Source organism: Methylobacterium sp. J-070, from assembly GCF_022829385.1.
Taxonomy (GTDB): domain Bacteria; phylum Pseudomonadota; class Alphaproteobacteria; order Rhizobiales; family Beijerinckiaceae; genus Methylobacterium.
Genome location: NZ_JAKSXX010000099.1, coordinates 1 through 20,480, shown reverse-complemented (window position 1 = coordinate 20,480; position 20,480 = coordinate 1). Strand labels below are relative to the sequence as shown.

The window sequence follows — 20,480 nt, the reverse complement described above, 5'->3', positions numbered from 1 at the left end:
GCCGATCCTTTCGTATGCGATCAATCAATTCTGCATGCAAAATCGCAACTTAGGATGCTGATACTTAGTGCGGCGCTGCACAAATTTTCATTGCATGCCGGTATTGTGCTGAGCAGTTGCCGGATTGATGATCAGCCAAACTGAGGCCGAGATCGACGATGGCTCAATCGAGCAAGCAAACGCAGACCGACAAGCTGGCGGCCGACATCGCTGATTCGATCCTCTCGGGGGTGCTTGCGCCAGGAGCGCGGCTCGACGAGCACGGGCTGGCGGAGCGGTACGCCGTCTCGCGCACGCCGGTCCGCGAGGCGATCCGGTCGCTCGCTGCCATGGGGCTGGTCGAACTGCGGCCGCGTCGGAGCGCTGTGGTCGCTGAGATCACACCCGAGAAGCTCGAGACGATGTTCGTGGCGATGGGTGAGTTAGAGGCGACGTGCGCGCGGCTGTCGGCGCTCAGCATGACCCCGATCGAGCGCAGACGCCTTCAGAACCAGCACGAACGCATGGGCGCATTGGTCGAGACCGACGATGTCGCTGGGTTCGTCGAGGCCAACGTGACGTTCCACGGCCTGATCTACGCAGGCAGCCACAACACCATCCTAGCAGACATGGTCATCAGGCTGCGTCGCCGCCTCGATCCCTATCGTCGTGCGCAGTTCCGCAGCCCCGGTCGCTTGCCGCGCTCACAGGCTGAGCACGACCTCGTCGTGCAGGCGATCGTGTCGGGGAACGCAGCGGGAGCGCATGCTGCCATGCTCGATCACGTCAGCTTGGTAGAGGACACTTTCGTCAGTCTCACCGCGACGCGGGCTGCTTGACGCAATCGAGCGGTGGAGGCTGAACACTTCCACTTACGTCTCCCGCGCTGATCACGACGGGCAAGTGTTGATCCGGTGCAGATGCGCGCGCGTGCGCGTGGGGGATGCGGGAGGGCGCCATTGATGCGATCATCCAGACAGCTAACCTGATCCAGAGCGTACACAGCGCCGTGGTGGGAATGGCTTCTGGCAACGCGTCCGATGCAAATGTTTCGTTTGTCGCGGTCGAGAAGCCGGGCGCGGCTCAGATCCGCAAGTCGGTTCGGCATGACGGCATCGTCAGCTTCATCGACGGCAAGACCTAGAAGACGCTAAAGCGCCGCTTGACCAGCCACGGGTTCGACCCGAAGGCATACCGAGACCGCTACGGCCTGCCTGTGATCGCTCGGGCCTGGACAAGCGCTGGGCGGAGCGGCCGTTGTCGCGCTTAGCTGGAGACACGAGCGAAGTTCCCCGTCATCTGCGTTTCAGGCAGCTACCGGTAGCGTAGCTGTGAGCTATGCTGCATCATCTGTTTGAGTTAGGCGGAAAGGCTTAAGCTCTCCTTAGGATAAGAACGTTGTCCTCGCCATTGTGTCGGTCAGCCCTGACGTCATGCAGAGCCTTGCGCCTGTTGATCGCCATGGTGCTCGGCTGAGGCTCCCAGCGGAACTCGGAGAGCAGGCGGCCATCAGCTTGGAAGATGCCCTGCCAACCGAATTTGCCGACGATTACCGTCACACGCGAGCGGCCCTCGTCACGGCCATACCCGCGATCAAGGCGACTATCGACATGACCGAGAACAGCTTGCCGCTGTAGAGCCCACACCTCCATTCCAATCCGATGAGCTAGTTCCGCTGGTGTGATCAACCAACCGCCCTGGTTATCAAGATCTAAGCGCACGCTCTGGCCTCCGCGACTCGACCGAGCGGTGCAAACAGCGGTCCAAACGGCCAAGCGGTGATTTCAGCCGCGCATCAAGGCCCTGACCGGGGCCGAGCCGTAGGGGCCGCTCCACAAGCTTTCGAGCAGATCGTGGACGCGTCGACGGGCTGGCCATGTTCGTAACCGGCGATCGGAAGTGGGTTCATCAGCAGAGCCCGCGAATGCTGTCCGCAGGGTCGCTCTCAGTCGGTGAGCCGAGCCATGCAGTAGGTTGACGTGTCTGGTACGCTGCTTGCGAGAAATTCTTGTATGGCAGCTTGACCAGCATGCAGAACTCCGCCCCTGCAAACTCGATCGATCGCGTTATCGTGGATGCCATCCTCGCCGGTCGCATCGCGGCAGGGACACGCCTCGGCGAGCAGAGCCTCGCCACTCTGTTCTCCGTCTCGCGCACGGTCGCCCGCGAGGCGCTGATCCGCTTAGAGGCACGCGGTATCGTTCAGGTCAGCGCCCGCCGTGGCTGGTTCGTGATCAAGCCGTCCTTCGAGGAGGCGCAGGAAGTCTTCCAGGCCCGTCAGGCCATCGAGATGGGCATCCTCTTGGCCGTCCACCGCCTTAGGCCTGAGGTGGTGGAAAAGCTGCGGGCGCACATCGTTCACGAACGTGAGGCCATCGCATCCGGGGACCTGGAGGCGCGCAGCTTCCTGCTCGGCGACTTCCACGTCTGCCTCGTCGAAGCGCTCGGCAACCGCGTGCTCCCCGACATCCTGCGCGACCTCACCGCGCGCACGGTCCTGATCTCTGCTCTCTACCAGTCCAGCCACGACGCGACGGTCTCCTGCGACGAGCACGAGGCGATCACAGACGCCCTGGCTGCGGGTGACCTGAGGCAAGCCGCCGACCTCATGGTCTCTCACATCGGCAACGTCGAGGCGGGACTGACGCGCGCCAAGGATGACGATCCGCTGACCAGCCTTCGCCAAGCCCTGAAGCTCTCGAAGACGGGAGAATGAGGGCAGGCTCGGCTGCATGAGCAAGATCGACGCTACCGACCCAGTTCTGCGTATCCCCCAAGTTATACATTGAGGAGATCACGTGATGTCGGTCCCATCCATACCTGTCGCCGCGCCGGAGAAGTCGCGCCAGCCGCTGTACAAGTCGCTGTTCTTTCAGGTCGTCGTCGGCCTCGGGCTCGGCATCGTGCTCGGCATGGCCACGCCCGAGTTCGCGCAGCAACTGAAGGTACTGTCCGACGCCTTCCTGAAGCTGATCTCGATGATCGTCGCGCCGATCGTCTTCTGCGTGGTCGTGCACGGCATCGCCGGGACAGGCGACCTCAAGAAGGTCGGCCGCGTCGGGGTCAAGGCGCTGATCTATTTCGAAGCGATGACGACCGTCGCCCTTATCCTCGGGATCGTGCTGGCCTATCTCGTCGGCCCTGGTCACGGCATGAACATCAACACCGCTACCCTCGACGGCAAGGCGCTCAGCACCTACGCCGACAACGCCAACAAGCTGCATACCGGCGGCTTCTCCAGCTTCCTGCTGAACATCATCCCGACCACCTCGTTCGACGCCCTGGCCCGCAACGACGTGCTCCAGGTGCTGTTCTTCGCCATCATCTTCGGCGTCAGCCTCGCCCTGTACGGCGGCCCGCAAGGGCAGAAGGTGACCGACCTGATCGACGCGGTCTCGGGCGTTCTGTTCAAAGCGATGGGGCTGATCGTGCGCACGGCCCCGCTCGGCGTGCTCGGGGCCGTCGCCTACACGGTCGGCAAGTACGGCGTCGGCTCGCTCACGCAGTTGCTGTCGCTCGTCGGCCTGTACTACGTCGCCGTGGCCGTCTTCGTGCTGGTCATCCTCGGCGGAGTGATGCGGCTTGCTGACATCAGCATCATCAAGTTCCTGGCCTACCTGCGCGAGGAACTCACCATCGTGCTGGGCACCGCCTCCTCCGACGCCGTGCTGCCGCAGATCATGCGTAAACTGGAGTACATGGGCGTGAAGCCGTCCGTGGTCGGGCTCGTCGTGCCCACCGGGTACTCGTTCAACCTCGACGCGTTCTCGATCTACCTGACGCTGGCGGTCGTGTTCATCGCGCAGGCGACCGGCACGCCGCTCTCGCTAGGCGATCTCCTGCTGGTGCTTGGCATCTCGCTGGTCACCTCGAAGGGAGCGCACGGTGTTCCTGGCTCGGCGATCGTCATCTTGGCCGCCACGCTGAACGCCGTGCCGTCGATCCCGGCGATCGGCCTCGTGCTGGTGCTGTCGGTGGATTGGTTCATCGGCATGGCGCGCGCGGTCGGCAACCTGATCGGCAACTGCGTCGCGACCGTCGTGGTAGCGGCCTGGGAGGGCGACCTCGACAAGACGCGTGCGCATGCCGTGCTCGACAGTCCGCCGCCGGACCTCACGGTAATCTCGGCGGCCCAGCAACCCGCGTAAGGGCCTACCGACATCGCCTGCTTCCCCAGTGATGGCGGGCGATGTCGTGCGATGAGCCTCGTAATCTCGAGTGCATGCAGAAAGTTGGCTGATGGACGGATTGCGGGTGACGGCCGGGCCGTTCGGGGCTCGGTTTGAGGACGAGGCGGCACCGAAGACCTGCGCTGCCTTCCGTGCGCACATGTCGTTCACGAGCGAGGCGGTGCACGTGCGCTGGAGCGGCGAAGGCGTGTGGATGCCGTTAGGCGATCTCGACTTCGGTGTCGGCTACGAGAACCACACCAGCTACCCAGAACCTAGGCAGATCATCCTCTACCCTGGCGGGATCAGCGAGACCGAGGTCCTACTGGCCTACGGCGGCGTGCATTTCGCCTCGAAGATGGGCCAGCTTGCGGGCAAACTCTTCATCACGCTGCCCTCGGGCTTAGTGAGTCTGCGCAAGCTCGGCGCGATGACGCTGTGGCAGGGCGCGCCACCGGTCGCGTTCGCGATCGTCTAAGGATTTGGACCCGGCCGTCGTGAGGCGTTCGTGTCAAGCTGAGAGCGTGCAAGGATCGCCTCGCTCAGATTCTGTATTCATCTCGGCGAATTAGCCCACCTCAGAGGCGTGGAGTGGTCCCATGACGAGGAAACCCGTGCAGATGGCGGCCGATCACACCGTGAAGCGGTCCGAGGCGGAGATCTCGGGGGAGCAGCCCGCCGGACTTGCGGTCGCCACCGTCCGTACCGTGGATATGGAGACGGCGCGGACCCGCTCCGAGCACGACCTGCTCGGCGACGGTGATGTACCAGCCGACGCGCTCTGGGGCATCCACACCAAGCGCGCGGTCACGAACTTTCCGATCACCGGGGTGCCAGTCGGCCATTTTCCGGAATTCGTCCGGGCGCTCGCGCTGGTGAAGCAGGCCGCTGCACGAGCCAACCGGCGGCTCGGCTACCTGGAGCCGGGCAAGGCCGACCTGATCGACCGGGCCTGCGCCCTGGTCGCCGAGGACCGCAGCTACGACGCCGCATTTGTGGTCGATGCGATCCAGGGCGGGGCGGGCACCTCGACCAACATGAACACCAACGAGGTGATCGCCAACGTCGCCCTCGGGCTGATGGGGAAGAAGCCGGGCGACTACGCCGCCCTGCATCCCAACGACGACGTGAACATGGCGCAAAGCACCAACGACGCCTATCCGACCGCTCTACGGCTGGCGGTGATCTTTGGGACGCAGCCGCTGGTGAAGGCGCTCGACGACCTCGCCTACGCCTTCAAGGGCAAGGCGGTCGAGTTCGCCGACGTGCTCAAGATGGGCCGCACCCAGCTTCAGGACGCGGTCCCGATGACGCTCGGCCAGGAGTTCGACGGCTTTCACGCCACCATCAAAGAGGACGTGGCTCGCCTGGGCGAAATCGTAGGGCTGTTCCGCGAGGTGAACCTCGGGGCCACCGCCATCGGCACTGGCATCAACGCGGACCCGCGCTACGCCTCGCTGGCCGTGGAAGAACTCTCGCGTGTCTCCGGCCAACTGATGATGTTGGCCGGGAACCTGATCGAGGCGACCTCGGACCTCGGCGCGTTCGTGTTGTTCTCCGGCACGCTCAAGCGCGTGGCGGTCAAGCTGTCAAAGATCTGCAACGACCTGCGGTTGCTCTCGTCCGGACCCCGCACCGGCTTCGGCGAGATCCGGCTGCCTGCAGTGCAGGCGGGCTCCTCGATCATGCCGGGTAAGGTCAACCCGGTGATCCCGGAGGTGGTCAATCAGGTCGCCTACATGGTGATCGGCCAGGACCTCACCGTGACGCTGTGCGCCGAGGGCGGCCAGCTTCAGCTTAACGCGTTCGAGCCGACCATCGGCTACTGCGTGCTCTCGTCGCTCCGGATGCTCACGGCTGCGGTCGAGACGCTGACCAAGCGCTGCGTCGAGGGCATCGAGGCCGACCGGGAGCGCTGCCGTGCGCTCGTCCAGGGCTCGATCGGGCTGGTGACGGCGCTCGCTCCGACACTAGGCTACGAGGCGAGTTCGCGAGTGGCCCAGCGCGCGCTCAAAGAGAACCGGCCGGTGGCCGATGTTGTGCTGGAAGAAGGCCTACTCACCGTGGAGCAGCTAAACAAGCTCCTCGAACTCGAAGCGATGATTCAGCCGTCGCGGCGCCAGAAGGTCGCCAACGCGCTGTAGAGGCGGGAGGCGCCGAGGCCCCAGGTTGAACAAGATTCCATCAACCGTTGGCCGCTATCAGCCGCGAGGAGATGCGTGGAGCGCTGCTCGTCAGGAGCCCCGCTTCAGCCTTCGGCCTTATCGCAACCACAGATCAGCAGCGCCGCCCGTGTTGTCGCGCCGCTTGACCAAATCAGGATCATCGTCCGTGAGCTTCACCGTCACCGCCCGCGAGTCCGCTCGCAGGTTCGCCTATCAGCACGCCTCCCTGCTGAACGCGCTGGATCAGGGCATGAGCCTGATGGCCGCTGGGATGGCGGATGTACGCATCGCGGACGGCAGCGGTGCGACGCGTACTCCGGCTGATCTCTACCGGCACCTGTTCGGTGACCGCAGTGGCGAAGGTGTCCGTGGTCTCGGAGCGCAAATTGAGAATGGGGCTCTCGCAGCGTAGCGGCTTGGCGATGAGACATGGCGTTCACCGACGAGCAGTCCGGGGATACCTTTGCGGTGTCATCGTTGTAACAGTGCCGCGAGCGTCCGGACTGCATCGGCGATCCGATCCTCCGGCGTGCTGGCGAAGCCCAGCAGCAGACCGGGTCGGAGTGCTTCACGCGTCGCGTAGTAGGCCGAGAGTGGCGGCGTCTGCACGCCATGCCGCAGGACGCGGTCATAGATTTCCGTGTCTGAACGTGCGCGGTCGCGCAGATACCCGACCGCGTGCAGGCCGCAGGTCGGCACCGCCACGTCCAGCAGGCCACCCGCGTGCAATGTTACTGCGTCGGTGAGAGCGTCGCGCCGTGTTCGGTACAGTGTGCGCATCGCCCGCACGTGCCGCGCCAGATGTCCCCGCGCGATGAACTCGGCCAGCACCGCCTGCTCGGGCCCAGGTGGCTGCCGGTCTGCCAAGGCACGCGCTGCCGTGAACGCACCGACGAGGCCGGGCGGGAGCACGAGGTAGCCCAGCCGCAACCCCGGCGCGAGCACCTTCGAGAATGTGCCGACGTAGATCACGCGCTGCGACCGCTCACTGAGCGCCGCCAGCGGCTGCAACGGTCGACCGACGTAGCGGAACTCACCGTCGTAATCGTCCTCGATCACCCAGGCGCCCGCCCGCTCTGCCCAGGCCAGCAGGGCGAGGCGACAGCGCAGGCTCATGACCGCCCCGGCTGGATACTGGTGCGAGGGCGTGACCAGGGCTATTTGCGCTCGCGGCTCCAGCGCTGCCCCGCGCTCCACCTCCAGCCCCTCCGCATCGACCGGCACGGGCACGGCTCGCAATCCAGCCGACACGAGTGCGTGCCGTCCCGCGATATAGGCCGGGTCCTCGACCCACGCCGCATCACCCGCGTCGGCCAGCAGGTGCGCGGCGAGCGCGATAGCCTGCTGCGATCCGGACGTGACGATCACCTGTTCCGCCGCGCACGCCACCCCGCGCATTGCGCCAAGATAGCCCACAATGGCCTCCCGCAGCGGTCGGTGGCCTCCGGGCTCAGCATAGCCGAGCAGCCCGGCCGGTCGCCCGCGCCACACTTCGGCAGACAGCCGCTCCCACAAGCGGCTCGGAAACGCGTCCAGCGCCGGGATGCCCGGCGCGAGTATCGTCGCCCCCGGCCGGGCCGCGGTGGCCGCGAGCGCCGCAGTCGCCGCACCCCTGGCGGACAGCCGGATCGCGGTCGAAGGTTGCACGCGATCAACCGTCGTAGGCTGATCCTCCTCACGGTTGGGTAGATCCTCGGGGATCACCTCAGACACGCGCGTGGCCGAGCCGGGTCTGCCGTCGAGGTAGCCCTCGGCGGCGAGGCGCGCGTAGGCCAACACCACGGTCTGCCGCGCCACACCGAGATCGCGCGCGAGCGTTCGGGTTGATGGGACGGCCGAGCCCGGCCTGAGCGCGCCGCTCAGGATCAGACCGCGCAGGTGCGCGACGATCTGGTCCTGCCAGCCCTCGGCGGCGGGGTCGAGAGCGAAGCCGGTCATGGGCAGCGGCGTCACGGGCACGAAGTGGTCTAACCGGAATTGCGCCACCGGCACAATGCGATCGGTCCGCCGAGCAGTAGGACGGAGACACGCCATCGAGCAGGAGCCCTCCGTGTACGTCCACCCCGCTTTCCAGACGACCCGCGAGCGCGGCCTCGACCTGCTCCGCGAGCGGGCCTACGGGACCTTCGCCGTGCCGACCAGTGCGGCACCCTCAGCCGTCCACCTGCCGTTCCTCACCTACGAGGACGGGAAGGATACGCTCCGGATCGAGTTGCACGTCGCCCGAGCCAACACCATCCACACGCACGTCGGCGACGGCTGTCCAGCGCTGCTGATGTGCACCGGGCCGGACGCTTACATCTCCCCGGACTGGTACGGTATGCCCAACGAGGTGCCGACCTGGACATACACGGCGGTTCATCTGACCGGCACGGCGCGGGTGCTGCCCGCGGCGGTCAATCAGGACCACGTCGATCGTATGGTGGCGTACTTCGAGGAACGGATGCCGGGCAAGGCGCCGTGGACCTCGGCGCGGCTCGACCCGAGCAGGATGGCGATGATGATGAAGGCGATCGTGACGATCGAGATGCGGGTGGAGGGCGTCGAGGCGCAACTGAAGCTGATCCAGCACAAGGACGAGGTGCGCCACCGCGGGGCGATCGGTGGCCTGCGCAGACAGCCGGACGCCGGGTCTCACGCCATCGCCGACCTCATGCAGGAGACGCTGGACACGCGCCTCACTGCTCAGGGCTCGACGCCGTAGCCACCGCGGAACCGATTGGATGGGCGGGCTCGATGTTGGCGATGGTCGGTCAACACAGGCTACGCCGACAGGGCCCGCCCGTAGGCATTCAGGGCATCGCGGTAGATGGTGTGGACGTGCATCGTCAGATCGCCACCCGGCTCCTGCGGTGAGAACTCGATGAAGAGCTTCGGCCCCTGGACGCGGAAGTACGAGGTGCCGTTCCGGTCCGGCTTGCACGTGGTGGGGCCGCTCCAGGCGAAGTAGGTCTCGTCCAGCGCGGCCCTGATCTCTGCTAAGCGAGGCGCGGCATGAACGTCGTTGAGGATGCCCACCCATTCGTTGATCAGGTCGAACAGCATATCGCGCTGCCGCGAGGTTAGCGTCGAGCCCTTCACCCCAACGGGCAGCATCGTCTCGCCGTCGCGTCCCGGCCCGAGCGCCAGTTCTGACACGGGGTGGCCGATGATGGCCCATCCGCGCTGCTGTTTGTCGAGCGTGTCGAGCAAGGCGAACGCCTTGTCGTTCTCGGCCGCCAGCGCGCGGACCCGCTTCCCGTCCTCTTCGTAGATCGCGGGCAAGCACCCGGTCAGGACAGGTGCCAGCACGGCATGCTCACCCAGCATCGTGACGTTGAGCGCCAGATGATGGCCGCCGAACTGCACCATCCAGAGGTCGGCGACGCTCGGCGTCCCGAAGATAGCCAGCGTGTAGGCGGCACGCCCCGCGGCGTAGGGCGTGCCGGTGTCCGCAAGGGCTTGGTCGGACCCCATAATGTCGAGCACCTTGCGATAGCCCCTATCGCTCAGCAGCATCCGCAGCAGCGCCATGGCGGCCTCGCGCTGCACCTCGCTCAGGCTGCCCATGCGCAGACCCGGACGCGGCACGTCGCTGACCGGGAAGTTCGACCACATCGCCCGACCATACTGCTCGCCGACCATGTCCACGTCGCCGCGCATGCCGCCCCTGAAGTGGGCAGCGGTCGCCTTCGGTCGCGGCTCGAACACGAACCGCACCGCTGCCCGCTGCTCGTCGCTCAGCGCGTTCAGGAAGGCCGTTGCCGCTGTGGCGATGGTCCGCGTCTGCGCGACGCCCACGCCCTGCGCCGGGTTCGCCAAGCCACCTCCGGAGGAGCGAAGGAGCGCGCACATCGCGACGGAGCCGGTCAGGGTCAGGAAGGCGCGCTTATGCATGCGAGGCGCCGTCCCTATAACGGCTGATCTCGATGCCTTGTCCCACGGGTAACATGATGCTCGTGATATCGGGCTTGGCGCGCACCGCCCGGACGTAATCCATCACATCGGAGCGGTCGGTCCGGATGTTGTCGGCCACGATGACCGCGCCGGGGTTGAGCTTGGGGTAGAACTCCTCAAGGCACGGCACATAGAGGTCCTTCCAGAGGTCCACCAAGACGAAGTCGATGCCGTCCGGCAACGCGCGGATCATCTGGACTGCGTCGCCGACCTTGAATTCGATGTGCTCGGCAAGCCCGGCCTTCTGCGCCATGTCGCGGGCGAACGCGGACTTGTAGGCGTGCACCTCCATGGTGATGAGGCGACCGCCGGTCGCCCGTGCCGCCTCCGCGAGCCAGATGCCGGAGTAGCCGAAGGACGTGCCGAGTTCGAGGATGGTCGGCCGTTCAAGGCTGCGCGCCAGAATGTTAAGAAGCTGGCCGGTCTGCGGGCCCACGGCCCGCATGCGCTGATCCTGACCACCATCCCGGCCTCCGGGTGCCTCGCGGGGCTGCGCCCCTTCCTGCTGGATCCTTTGATGGTAGGCGTCGAGTACCGCCGCGATCTGCTCATCCATCCGGAGCGCTCCATGACAGGGCTGATGCATCCAAGTTGGCGATCGTCTCGGCCATCACCTGAAGTATCCATCAGTTTCTGCGGTTCAGTCACGGCGCCAGTTGAGGGTACTTCAGCCCACGGGTTACAGGCGCGGGTTCAGCGCGACGATGGCCATCGCCTAAAAATCGAGTGCGCGTAAGAGTAGGCTCGACCTAGTAGGACGTGGGTTCGATCAAGTCCGCGTCAGCAGATGCGGCGCGGAGCCGGTCTCGCCGTAGAGGTCGAGCATCTTTTGACAACCACCCTCTGGATTGGCGCGCAGGCTGCGATCGAGGCGGTTAGCAACCTTTTGGAGACGTACTGATCGCTTCTGGTATAGGTCCGCATGGTTGATCCCGCGCTCTTGGGCAAGCTCTCGAAAGCCTGCCGGATCGAGGCGCAAGCCGGGGCAGCGGCGGCTGGCGAGTTCAGCCTCGACCACGTCGTGCAGGACTGCGTCCGTGGCCAGACCCTTGCCGTAGTAGTGGTGGGCGACGTTGACGAACCCGATCCACAGAGCAATGGGCAGGCCGATCCTGTAGAGGGCGCCGGACGAGCTTGATCGACGGCGGACCACACGCGCAGCTTCTCGGGGATCAGCGGCCGTCTCGCCTTTCGGTTCGAGAGCGCAATCGACAGAAACGGTCATCGCGATCTCTCCGCCAGGGCAATGGGTTCAAGCGTGGCGGGCGCGACGAGCGCCGACCGGAGTACGATCGCAGCAGCCTGGAACGACAGCATCACGCCGATCAGATCGAGCGCGAAGCCCGGCCAGCGCAGGCCCACTACGTGCCCGGTCATGTCGCACACGACCGTCAAGACGGCGGCTAGGAGATCGTTGCGGGCGTTCAGCCACGACGCTGCCACGAGCGGATCTGTAGTGTGCCGGAACCGGAGTAGCACCGCGGCTGCGAGACCAGGGGCGGCGAGTGCGAAGGCGTCAGACAGCAGCGTATCCGCCGTGCTGTCGCTCTCGGAACGGCCAAGGTCTGTCCACATGTCGGCAAGCGCGTCGATGCCCGAACCTGCCAGCAGGGCTCCGACGAGCAGTGTGGAAGCGCGTTCAGCCCATGTCCCGCGCCCGAAGCGCAGCGCGGCAATCCAATAGAGGGCGATGTCCCAACCGAAGCCGCGCGCGTCCTTCAGCATGTCTTGCGCGCCGAGCGCCTGGGCACAGGCAGCCTGAACGAGCGCGATCACAAGCACACCGGCAGCGATGCAGCAGATCCGGCGCCTGTAGGAGTCACTCGGTGGCATGCCGGGCTTCCCTCACGTTGCGCACCGTTCTCACACGACAATCAGGCGATGGTGGGACCGCTCCATTGCCCAATCATGTCGGCTGTCGCGAAGGAGCCTCATCGACCCTGAACTTCGCTGGTGTGACGCGGCGGCACTCCGCTTCGCTTTTGAGGACGCAGCGCGGCTCCAATCGAGGCCGATCGAGCTACCAACGTCACGAACACGTGGGCCGAGCTTGAGTGTCGCCAGGATAAAGACGTACTGTTCGCTGACGCAGCTACCGGGTCGGCCAGATGAACGCGGCCTTGCCATCATGGAGTGCTTGGATCACAGCGCGTCAAGGCTCAGCGGCCTATCGGGTGGGGCGTGCAGCATCACCGAGCCGTTTGCGTCGCGAGTAGTGCCTGTGAGCATCGAAAGCTTTAGGCTTCTGTCCCGCGGCTGGCGGTGGCCGACCCCGTGACCGGCACACCGATCGCTCCAACCGCGGACGGAACCGCGGTGCGACAGCTTCGGCTTCTTGCCGCTGCTGCGCTGATCCTGCCGCTCCTCGTCTTCGTCACCGCTTCTTGGATCGCCTACCGCAACGCCTTCACGGATGCCGCCGCACGTCTGCAACGCACCCTCGACCTCGTCCATGAGCATGCCGTCAAGGTGTTCGAGACGCACGATCTCGCCGCTGCGCAGATCAACCAAATCCTGCTCGGACTGGGTGACAGCGAGATCTTGGCGCGCGAGGCGGATCTGCACGCGCGCCTCGCCGCCCTCGCCGCACGGTTGCCGCAGGTCCGTGGCATCTGGGTGCTCGACAAGGATGGCCATGCCCTCGTCGCCGCGACCAGCTTTCCAGTGGATCGGGATGCGGACCTATCCGATCGCGCCTACTTCACCGCTCAGCGTGACGGTATTGTTCCACGCGATCAAGATTACATCGGCGAGGTGGTGACCGGGCGCCTCGTAGAGCGTGCCGCCTTCCAGATCAGCGTAGCGCGCGAAGCGCCGATTGAAGGCTACGGTTTCGAAGGGATCGTAGCGGTGTCCGCCGACCCAGTCTACTTTCGCGACTACTACGGTGAAGTCGCTCGCGAGGGCGATGTCACGACGATTGCGCTGATGCGCGACGATGGCGCGCTTCTGGCGCGCTATCCCGACTTGATCACCAACTACATGCGCCGTCCCGCCAGCGGCGCGATCATGCAGGCCATCGCTCGCAAGCCGGAGCGTGGCATCATCGAGGCATCGTCCGGTGCTGAGGGCGTCCCGCGCCTGATCGCTTACCGGCGCCTCCCGCATCATCCGCTCTACGTCACTGCCGGTCTTGATCGATCAGAGGTGATCCGCGACTGGGCACAGGGCATGGCCGTCCACCTGCTCTTCGGCGTTCCCGCGACGGCGGGGTTGGTGCTCCTCAGCTTGCTCGCCCTGCGGCGAACCCAGCGTGAGGCGCTGGCACTCGCCTCGCTGCGCGTGGAGATGGCTCGGCGCGAGGAGACGGAGGCGCAGCTTCAGCAGGCACAGAAGATGGAGGCCGTGGGACGCCTGACTGGCGGCATCGCACACGACTTCAACAACCTGCTCCAGATCATCCTCGGCTCGCTCGACCTGCTCGACCGCCGCATGACGAACGGCGATGACCGCCATCGCCGCCTCATCGAGAGCGCACGCGGGGGCGCGACCCGCGCGGCGAGTTTGACGCAACGCCTGCTCGCGTTCTCGCGCCGACAGCCCCTCGACCCTAAGCCGCTCGACGCCAACAAGGTCGTATCGGGCTTGTCGGAACTGCTCCGGCGCACGCTGCCAGAGACGATCCGCATCGAGACGGTGCTCGGCGGCGGCCTCTGGCGCGGCTACGCCGACGTGAGCCAACTGGAAAACGCGCTGATCAATCTCGCGGTGAACGCCCGCGACGCCATGCCAGACGGCGGGCGGCTGACGATCGAGACCGCCAATGCGCACCTCGACGACACCTACGCGGCGAGCCGCGATGAAGTCGCCGCGGGTCAGTACGTGCAGGTCGCTGTGACCGACACCGGCACCGGCATGTCGCGAGAGGTGCTGGCCAAGGCGCTGGAGCCGTTCTTCACGACCAAGGAGCAGGGCAAGGGCACCGGCCTCGGCCTGTCGATGGTTTATGGCTTCACTAAGCAATCGGGAGGACACGTCGCCCTCTACTCGGAGGAAGGGCACGGCACAACGGTCAAGCTATACCTGCCGCGCTACACAGGTGTCGATGAAATTATCGAAGCGCGACCGGCGCTGCTCGCGTGGGTCGATGGCAAGACGACGATCCTCATCGCCGAAGATGAGGAGGGCGTGCGTCAGTTCGCAGGCGAGGCGCTACGCGAGATCGGCTACCGGGTGCTCGAAGCGGATGGTGGCGCGGCTGCCCTGCGGCTGCTGGCTGCACACCCGGAGATCGCGCTTCTGCTCACCGACGTGGTCATGCCGGAGATGGGCGGACGCAGGGTGGCAGATGCGGCGCTCAAGCTGCGCCCTGATCTGAAAGTCGTCTACATGACTGGATACACGCGCAACGCGATCGTCCATAACGGTGCGCTCGACGCGGGCACGCACCTGATCGGCAAGCCGTTCACGCTGCCGCAGATCGCCGCCAAGCTTGAAGAGGTGTTGCGCCAAGGTGCTACGAACCCGGTCGCCTCCTCTGGCACGGATGGGACATAATCGCTTTTACGTCCGGCAGTACCGGCACACATGGATCAAAGCCGAAGAGCGTAGCTATTCGCTAGTCTCGCCACGGATCATTCGCTCACACGATAGAACCCGGCACGCCGCGTGACGGCATCGGGCCCTAGGAACGGGTGTGGATACGTCGGACTGCTACGATGCGAGTGCGGATGCCCGCGATGCCGCGCGGCTTCGGCAGATCATGGACGGTGCCGTCGAGCACGCCATCATCGAGATGGACCTCGACCGCCGCGTGCGCGGCTGGAACGCGGGCGCGGAGCGGCTGTTCGGTCTGAGCGCTGAGGCAGCACTCGGTCAATCCGCCGACGTGATCTTCACTGCCGAGGATCGTGCCACCCTGGTGTCCGCTCGCGAAGCCGCGCAGGTCCTGCGCACCGGCCGGGCTGAAGGCACGCTCTACTACCTTCGCGGCGATGGCTCGCAATTCTGGGCAAGCAGCGTAACGACGCCGCTGCGAGATGCGGACGGCGTGCCGGATGGGCTCCTCAAGATCGTGCGCGACCAGTCCGGCATGCGCGCGGCTGAGGAGGCGCTCGTGCGTGCCCTCGAAGTTGCACGGCGGTCTGACGAAGCCCGCAGCCGTCTGATGGCGGTCGCCGGACACGACCTGCGCCAGCCCTTGCAGGTGATCAGCATGGTGCTGGACCTGTTGCGCCCGAGCCTGAAGGCGACGGACGGACGTAGCACGCGTCTTCTCGGATTGGCGCAAGAGGCGTGTGGCCAACTCCTGGCCGATCTGTGCGCACTCGCCGAGGCGTCCACGCGAAGCGAGGCGAGCGCCAACATGACGGCGTTCCCGATCGCGGACGTGCTCTCGCGGATATCTCCACGCTGGCACCATCACGCCAAGGCCAAGGGCTTGCGGTTGCGGGTACAATCCTCACGCGCTCTAGTGCGCTCCGATCCGGTGATGCTGACCACCATCATCGGCAACCTCGTGGGAAACGCCATCAAATACACGGGCCAAGGCAGCGTGCTGGTCGGCTGCCGGGTACGCGGGAGCAGCGTGTTCCTGGACGTAATCGACACCGGCATCGGGCTCGCACCCGAGGTGCAGGAGAGGATCTTCGACGCGTTCTCGCAGATTGATACCGGCAGCGATGGCATGGGTCTGGGCCTGTCCATCGTGCGGCGCACGGCGGCCGTGCTCGGCCATCCGGTACAGGTGCAGTCCGAGCCGGGACGTGGCTCGCGGTTCACGGTCGAGATGCCGCGCGTCTGCTCCGGTGAAGCTGCGGCTCAGGGGTGATCTGTCAGAGATCAGGTCATCAAGTCTAACCCTGGCTGGGCAACGGAATGTCGATGCTGACCCGCAGTCCGTCTGGATCGAACGCGATCTCGACCTTTGCCTTGATCCGGTAGCTGAGCACACCGTTGAGCAGTTGCTGGCCGAACCCCTCGCGCGTCGGCAGGGCTACAGGCGGCCCGTCGTGCTCATTCCAGGTCCAGTGCAGCACCCGACCCGACTGCCTCTCCTCCACTGACCAGATCACCTCCAGGCGACCATCTGGATCTTTGAGGGAACCGTGCCGAACAGCGTTGGTGGTGAGTTCGTGCATCGCCATTCCGATCGGCACGGCAAGCTCGGACGGCAGGACGACAGCCGGACCACGCAGCGTGACCCGCGAGGGTCGTGGGTCATCGTAGGGCTGAAGTTCGGAGCGGAGCAGCCTCTCGAACGGCACCGCCTGAGCATGATCCTCGGTGAGCAGGGTGTGGGTTTTGGCCAGCGAGGTGATCCGAGCGGTGAACGTGCGCTGGAACTCGGCCAGATCGCCCGCCGAACGCGCGCTAGCGCTGAGCACCGCCTGCACGGTGGCTAGGGTATTCCGAACGCGGTGATGTAGCTCCTTCACCAGAAGGTCCTGGCGCCCCTCGGCCGCATGCCGCGCGGTGACATCCCGCTGCACCGACATCCAGCGCGTGATGCGGCCGTCTGGATCGCGTATCGGCGTGATCAGCCACTCGACCACATAGGTCGAACGGTCCTTGCGGTAGTTCACCGCCTCGCCCTGGAACGGCTCGCCCGCGGCGAGTGCTGCCCGCATGCGGTCGAGCACGGCGGCTTCGGTCTTCGGGCCTTGAAGAAAGCGGGGCGAGCGACCCACGACTTCTCGCACCTCGTAACCCGTCATGCGGGTGAAGGCCGGATTGACGTACTCGATGCGGGGGCCCGGCTCTCCCAGGTCAGCCGATGTGATGAGAACGGCCTCGCCCGACGCCTCGACAGCCGCCAGGAGAACGCTCAGATCCGGTCTGATCGGATCAGCGTCGCCGTGATCGTCCAATGCTTATCTCCGCTTCAAGTTCGTCAGGCAGAAGGGGGCTGGAACGCAGACCGGGCATGCGGCCGAGTGCCGGATCTCTCCACCGTTGTGGCGTGTTCAAGCTTTGCCGCGCCCACAGCGGTCTGGAGTGTGCCGTGTACAATCCCTTCTTCTCCTCGTTCCTGCTCGCCGTCGAGGCGCAGCGTGTCATTGAGTTGCGCTTAGTTCGTCTGGCCTGGGGCGGCAGCGAAGGGCTGGCGGAAGCCCAATCCATGGTGGTGGAGAAGGTTCACGCTGCTGGCGAGGCGATGACGACGCTGATGCTCGGCGGGTCGCCCGAGACCGTAATCGCCCGTTACCGCGAGCATGTTGCCGCAAACACAAAGCGCCTGTCGGCGCCCGTCGCGCCGGTCGATGTTAATGGCTTAGCCGCCACCTAGAAGTAGTCTCGGCCGTTCCACCATCCTCAGAAGGGACCGAAGAAGTAAAGCAGGCCCGTATTGAGGCAGGTGCGCCGACCCTGGCTGAAACCGGGGCTCAAGTCTGCCCTCCGATCACTTCCCAATGCGAGGTAGACGGACGACATTGCTATGCTGCTTGGGAGTGGTGACTGCCGCCGCTGCCCCCTCGACGGCAAGCAGGAGCCCCGCCGGTTCGTAGGGCTTTGAGATCAGCGGGAAGCCTGCCTTGATCGCCCTGGCAGCCTGATCGCTGTAGCCCGTCGCCAGCAGCACCGGCAGCGTGGGCCAGCGGTCGCGCACATGCTGGGCCAGATCGAACCCGTTCATCTCCCCCGGCATCACGAGGTCCGACAGGATCACATCAAACGGCTGCCCAGAGGTCAGGACGTTTAGGGCTTCCGCGGCACTGGCGCTGCTCACGACCGCGTGGCCCCGCTCAGCCATGATCGAGGCCGCGACCTCCGCCACCTGTGCGTTGTCCTCGACCACGAGAACGCGCAGGGGCCGCGCAGACGCGTCGGGATCGTGGCTCACCCGTTGCCTCTCCACGATCTGTGCATGCGTGCGCGGCAGCGAGATCGTGAAGGTCGTTCCGCGACCAACCTCGCTCGTGATGCGCACGGAACCGCGCGACTGCTGCGCGAAGGCGTAGACCTGCGGCAGCCCCAGCCCAGTGCCCTTGCCGACCTCTTTGGTGGTGAAGAACGGTTCGAACGCGCGGGCGACCACCTCCGGCGGCATGCCGGACCCGGTGTCACTCACCGCAATCGCGACGCTCTGTTCGAGGTCGCTGCCGGGGGCGGTGACGTTCTCCGTTCTGATCCGGAACTGGCCACCTTTGGGCATGGCGTCACGCGCATTCACCGCGAGGTTGATCAACGCGATCTGAAGCTGGGCCGGATCGACCTCCACGGGCCATAGCCCTTGCGCGAGATCGAACTCCACGCGGATGTCCCCCCGCAGCGACTGCTTGAGCATGTCGTCCATGCCGAGGACCAGCCCATTCAGGTCCAGAACTTCGGGCTGGTGCAGGTGGCGACGACCGAAGGCGAGCAACTGCTGGGTCAGCTTGCGGCCCTGCTCCACCGCATGGACCGCGTTGTTGATCAGGCGCTCGCGACGCTGCTCCGGCGCACGACGGAGGAGATCGAGGTTGCCGAGGATGACCGTCAGGATGTTGTTGAAATCGTGGGCGATCCCGGAACTCAGGCCGCCCAGCGCCTCCATCTTCTGCGCCTGAAACAAGGAGCCGCGCGCCTTCTCCAGGGCCTCCTGCCCACTCCGACGCTCTGTGATGTCGCGGGTGACCTTGGCAAGGCCGATCAGTTGGCCGGTGTCTTCGCGGATCGCGTCGATCACCACGCTGGCCCAGAAGCGCGTGCCGTCCTTGCGCACCCGCCAGCCCTCGGCCTCGAACCGGCCGTCCCGCGTTGCCGTCTCCAGAGCCCTGGCAGGCACGCCCGCTGCTTGGTCTTCCTCGGTGTAGAAGCGCGAGAAGTGCTGCCCGACGATCTCGGCTTCGGTGTAGCCCTTGATCCGCGCCGCACCCGCGTTCCAGTTCGTCACCACGCCGTCCGGATCGAGCATGAAGATGGCGTAGTCAGTGACCCCCTGCACGAGCAGCCGGAAACGCTCCTCGCTCTGGCGGAGCGCTTCGCGTGCGACTTTCTGCCCAGTGATGTCCCGCGTGATCTTGGCGAAGCCGATGAGCGTACCGGACGGGTCACGGATGGGATCGATGACGACGTGCGCCCACATCCGAGTTCCGTCCTTGCGGACGCGCCAGCCTTCCTGCTCGAACCGCCCCTCATTTACAGCGGTCGCGAGCGCGCGCCGCGGCAATTGAGTTTGGCGATCCTCTTCGGTGTAGAAGCGCGAGAAGTGCTGACCGATGATCTCGGCTTCCGTGTAGCCCTTGAAGCGCTCTGCGCCTCGGTTCCAACTCGCCACGATGCCGCTGGGATCGAGCATGTAGATGGCGTAGTCGGTGACCGACTGTACCAAAAGTCGGAAGCGCTGTTCATCTGCGTTCTCGGTGGCCGACCCAAACTGGGATGCCATGCGTGTTCCTTCCTGCAAGGACAGACCCGAGAAAGGGGCTACCCCGCGACGCGCGTCGCGCTTAGCCAAGGCGGCGTATCGGGTCTTGGTTCCTATGGTCTGCGCAAATACTTAGCGGTAGTTGCGAACGTGCCACGCACTATTTCCGACTTATGTCTGGATCGATAGATAATTACGAATTCGAAGCGTCAGAAAGCACATGTCGTCATAAGGGTGATTGTACTGATTTTTTCCCGTATTGTGCATATACAAGCTCAATCGAGCAAGAGCAGCTCATTCCGTATTCCGGTAAACGACAGAGATTAAGCGGCTGGCTTTGGTGCAGAGAAGAAGGTACGCGTTCTCCCGCGTGCTGGTGGTAGCTGACACTGTTTCGGCCGGGCGCACTCAGCAAGGCGTGTCAGTCTCTGAGGAAGTGCCCCCCATGCCGACACCTCGCCAGCCGTTGCATCCAAAAAATCTGCTGCAAAGCTGAAACGTGCCTCGCGTGGGCGCATTCTTCGATCCATGTCAGGATCTCGCCCCCTCGCCGTACTTGCTGACGATGAAGCGATTGTCCGCGTGGCTGCTGCTGAGATGCTGTCCGCGCTGGGGTTTGATGTCCTGCAAGCCGAGCATGCACACGGCGCGATCCAGCACCTAGAGGCCAACGGTGGCGCCGCGCTCCTCTTCACCGATTTCAACATGCCCGGCGCGATGGACGGTTGCGTCCTAGCCCACACCGTTCGCGCGCGATGGCCTGAGACGCGGATCATTGTCTGCTCAGGTTGCACCTGTGTAGGGCGGAGCAAAACCAGGCCACCGCCGATCCTCACGACGCCGAGACGGGCGAGATCCCGCCGGCCTGACCCTTACGATCGGCGGCGAACGAAGAAGGGGCCCGATCGAGGCCCTTCTACGTTCAGGCTGCACGTTGCCAGT

20 protein-coding genes are annotated in these 20,480 nt (G+C 65.2%); 12 read left to right on the top strand and 8 right to left on the bottom strand.

Going from position 1 to position 20,480, the window contains the following annotated elements; all coding sequences use genetic code 11:
* Positions 1–158 precede the first annotated feature (158 nt).
* Positions 159–818 (top strand): GntR family transcriptional regulator, encoded by a 660-nt coding sequence (locus tag MKL01_RS07205; RefSeq protein ID WP_243904531.1) that lies wholly within the window; start codon positions 159–161, stop codon positions 816–818.
* A gap of 104 nt (positions 819–922) precedes the next feature.
* Positions 923–1,123: a MucR family transcriptional regulator gene (locus MKL01_RS36135; RefSeq protein WP_409566212.1), complete on the top strand. Its 201-nt coding sequence runs from the start codon at positions 923–925 to the stop codon at positions 1,121–1,123.
* 229 nt (positions 1,124–1,352) lie between these two features.
* Here MKL01_RS36135 and MKL01_RS36130 read toward each other — a convergent pair whose 3' ends face one another.
* A complete protein-coding gene (locus tag MKL01_RS36130) occupies positions 1,353–1,700 on the bottom strand; it encodes a DUF6522 family protein (protein WP_409566211.1) in 348 nt (115 codons plus the stop codon).
* A 308-nt stretch (positions 1,701–2,008) separates the two neighbouring features.
* Between MKL01_RS36130 and MKL01_RS07195 the strand changes: the two genes are divergently transcribed.
* From MKL01_RS07195 to MKL01_RS07175, 5 genes are all read left to right on the top strand, one after another.
* Entirely contained in the window at positions 2,009–2,695 is a 687-nt protein-coding gene (locus MKL01_RS07195; protein WP_243904530.1) for a GntR family transcriptional regulator, read from the top strand.
* Between the two features lie 85 nt (positions 2,696–2,780).
* A complete protein-coding gene (locus MKL01_RS07190; protein ID WP_243904529.1) occupies positions 2,781–4,127 on the top strand; it encodes a dicarboxylate/amino acid:cation symporter in 1,347 nt (448 codons plus the stop codon).
* A gap of 91 nt (positions 4,128–4,218) precedes the next feature.
* Positions 4,219–4,626, top strand: a complete 408-nt coding sequence (locus MKL01_RS07185) for a DUF3830 family protein (RefSeq protein ID WP_243904528.1) — start codon at positions 4,219–4,221, stop codon at positions 4,624–4,626.
* A 142-nt stretch (positions 4,627–4,768) separates the two neighbouring features.
* Positions 4,769–6,292 carry an aspartate ammonia-lyase gene (locus MKL01_RS07180; protein ID WP_409566213.1) on the top strand — a complete coding sequence of 508 codons (1,524 nt, stop codon included), beginning with the start codon at positions 4,769–4,771 and terminating at the stop codon, positions 6,290–6,292.
* A gap of 187 nt (positions 6,293–6,479) precedes the next feature.
* Complete coding sequence (locus MKL01_RS07175; protein ID WP_243904526.1) at positions 6,480–6,725, top strand: hypothetical protein; 246 nt, start codon at positions 6,480–6,482, stop codon at positions 6,723–6,725.
* Between the two features lie 59 nt (positions 6,726–6,784).
* On the opposite strand, the gene MKL01_RS07170 is transcribed toward MKL01_RS07175, so the two are convergent.
* Positions 6,785–8,251 carry a PLP-dependent aminotransferase family protein gene (locus MKL01_RS07170; RefSeq protein WP_243904525.1) on the bottom strand — a complete coding sequence of 489 codons (1,467 nt, stop codon included), beginning with the start codon at positions 8,249–8,251 and terminating at the stop codon, positions 6,785–6,787.
* Between the two features lie 112 nt (positions 8,252–8,363).
* Between MKL01_RS07170 and MKL01_RS07165 the strand changes: the two genes are divergently transcribed.
* On the top strand, positions 8,364–9,017 hold the full coding sequence (locus MKL01_RS07165) for an FMN-binding negative transcriptional regulator (protein ID WP_243904524.1): 654 nt from the start codon (positions 8,364–8,366) through the stop codon (positions 9,015–9,017).
* Between the two features lie 59 nt (positions 9,018–9,076).
* Here the strand turns inward: MKL01_RS07165 and MKL01_RS07160 are convergent, their stop codons facing one another.
* The 4 genes from MKL01_RS07160 to MKL01_RS07145 all read right to left on the bottom strand — a co-directional run bounded on the left by MKL01_RS07160 (position 9,077) and on the right by MKL01_RS07145 (position 12,025).
* Positions 9,077–10,114, bottom strand: coding sequence for a DUF3500 domain-containing protein (locus MKL01_RS07160; protein ID WP_243904523.1), 1,038 nt, complete (start codon positions 10,112–10,114; stop codon positions 9,077–9,079).
* 67 nt (positions 10,115–10,181) lie between these two features.
* Positions 10,182–10,805 carry an O-methyltransferase gene (locus MKL01_RS07155; protein WP_243904522.1) on the bottom strand — a complete coding sequence of 208 codons (624 nt, stop codon included), beginning with the start codon at positions 10,803–10,805 and terminating at the stop codon, positions 10,182–10,184.
* 213 nt (positions 10,806–11,018) lie between these two features.
* The gene (locus tag MKL01_RS07150) at positions 11,019–11,474 is read right to left on the bottom strand and encodes a hypothetical protein (RefSeq protein WP_243904521.1); all 456 of its coding nucleotides are present in this window, start codon (positions 11,472–11,474) and stop codon (positions 11,019–11,021) included.
* Positions 11,471–12,025, bottom strand: a complete 555-nt coding sequence (locus MKL01_RS07145) for a hypothetical protein (protein WP_243904520.1) — start codon at positions 12,023–12,025, stop codon at positions 11,471–11,473. The genes MKL01_RS07150 and MKL01_RS07145 overlap by 4 nt, the downstream gene beginning before the upstream one ends.
* 498 nt (positions 12,026–12,523) lie before the next feature.
* On the opposite strand from MKL01_RS07145, the gene MKL01_RS07140 reads away from it, so the two are divergent.
* On the top strand, positions 12,524–14,746 hold the full coding sequence (locus tag MKL01_RS07140) for a hybrid sensor histidine kinase/response regulator (RefSeq protein WP_243904519.1): 2,223 nt from the start codon (positions 12,524–12,526) through the stop codon (positions 14,744–14,746).
* 139 nt (positions 14,747–14,885) lie between these two features.
* Positions 14,886–16,019 carry a sensor histidine kinase gene (locus tag MKL01_RS35950; RefSeq protein ID WP_243904518.1) on the top strand — a complete coding sequence of 378 codons (1,134 nt, stop codon included), beginning with the start codon at positions 14,886–14,888 and terminating at the stop codon, positions 16,017–16,019.
* 25 nt (positions 16,020–16,044) lie between these two features.
* Here MKL01_RS35950 and MKL01_RS07130 read toward each other — a convergent pair whose 3' ends face one another.
* Positions 16,045–17,058 carry an HWE histidine kinase domain-containing protein gene (locus MKL01_RS07130; protein ID WP_243904517.1) on the bottom strand — a complete coding sequence of 338 codons (1,014 nt, stop codon included), beginning with the start codon at positions 17,056–17,058 and terminating at the stop codon, positions 16,045–16,047.
* Positions 17,059–17,192: 134 nt separating this feature from the next.
* Here MKL01_RS07130 and MKL01_RS07125 point away from each other — a divergent pair, with 134 nt between their 5' ends.
* The gene (locus MKL01_RS07125; RefSeq protein ID WP_243904516.1) at positions 17,193–17,477 is read left to right on the top strand and encodes a hypothetical protein; all 285 of its coding nucleotides are present in this window, start codon (positions 17,193–17,195) and stop codon (positions 17,475–17,477) included.
* A 114-nt stretch (positions 17,478–17,591) separates the two neighbouring features.
* On the opposite strand, the gene MKL01_RS07120 is transcribed toward MKL01_RS07125, so the two are convergent.
* Positions 17,592–19,559, bottom strand: coding sequence for a PAS domain-containing sensor histidine kinase (locus MKL01_RS07120; protein WP_243904515.1), 1,968 nt, complete (start codon positions 19,557–19,559; stop codon positions 17,592–17,594).
* Positions 19,560–20,066: 507 nt separating this feature from the next.
* Here MKL01_RS07120 and MKL01_RS07115 point away from each other — a divergent pair.
* A partial coding sequence (locus tag MKL01_RS07115; protein WP_279604454.1) for a response regulator occupies positions 20,067–20,480 on the top strand: 414 nt, incomplete at its 3' end.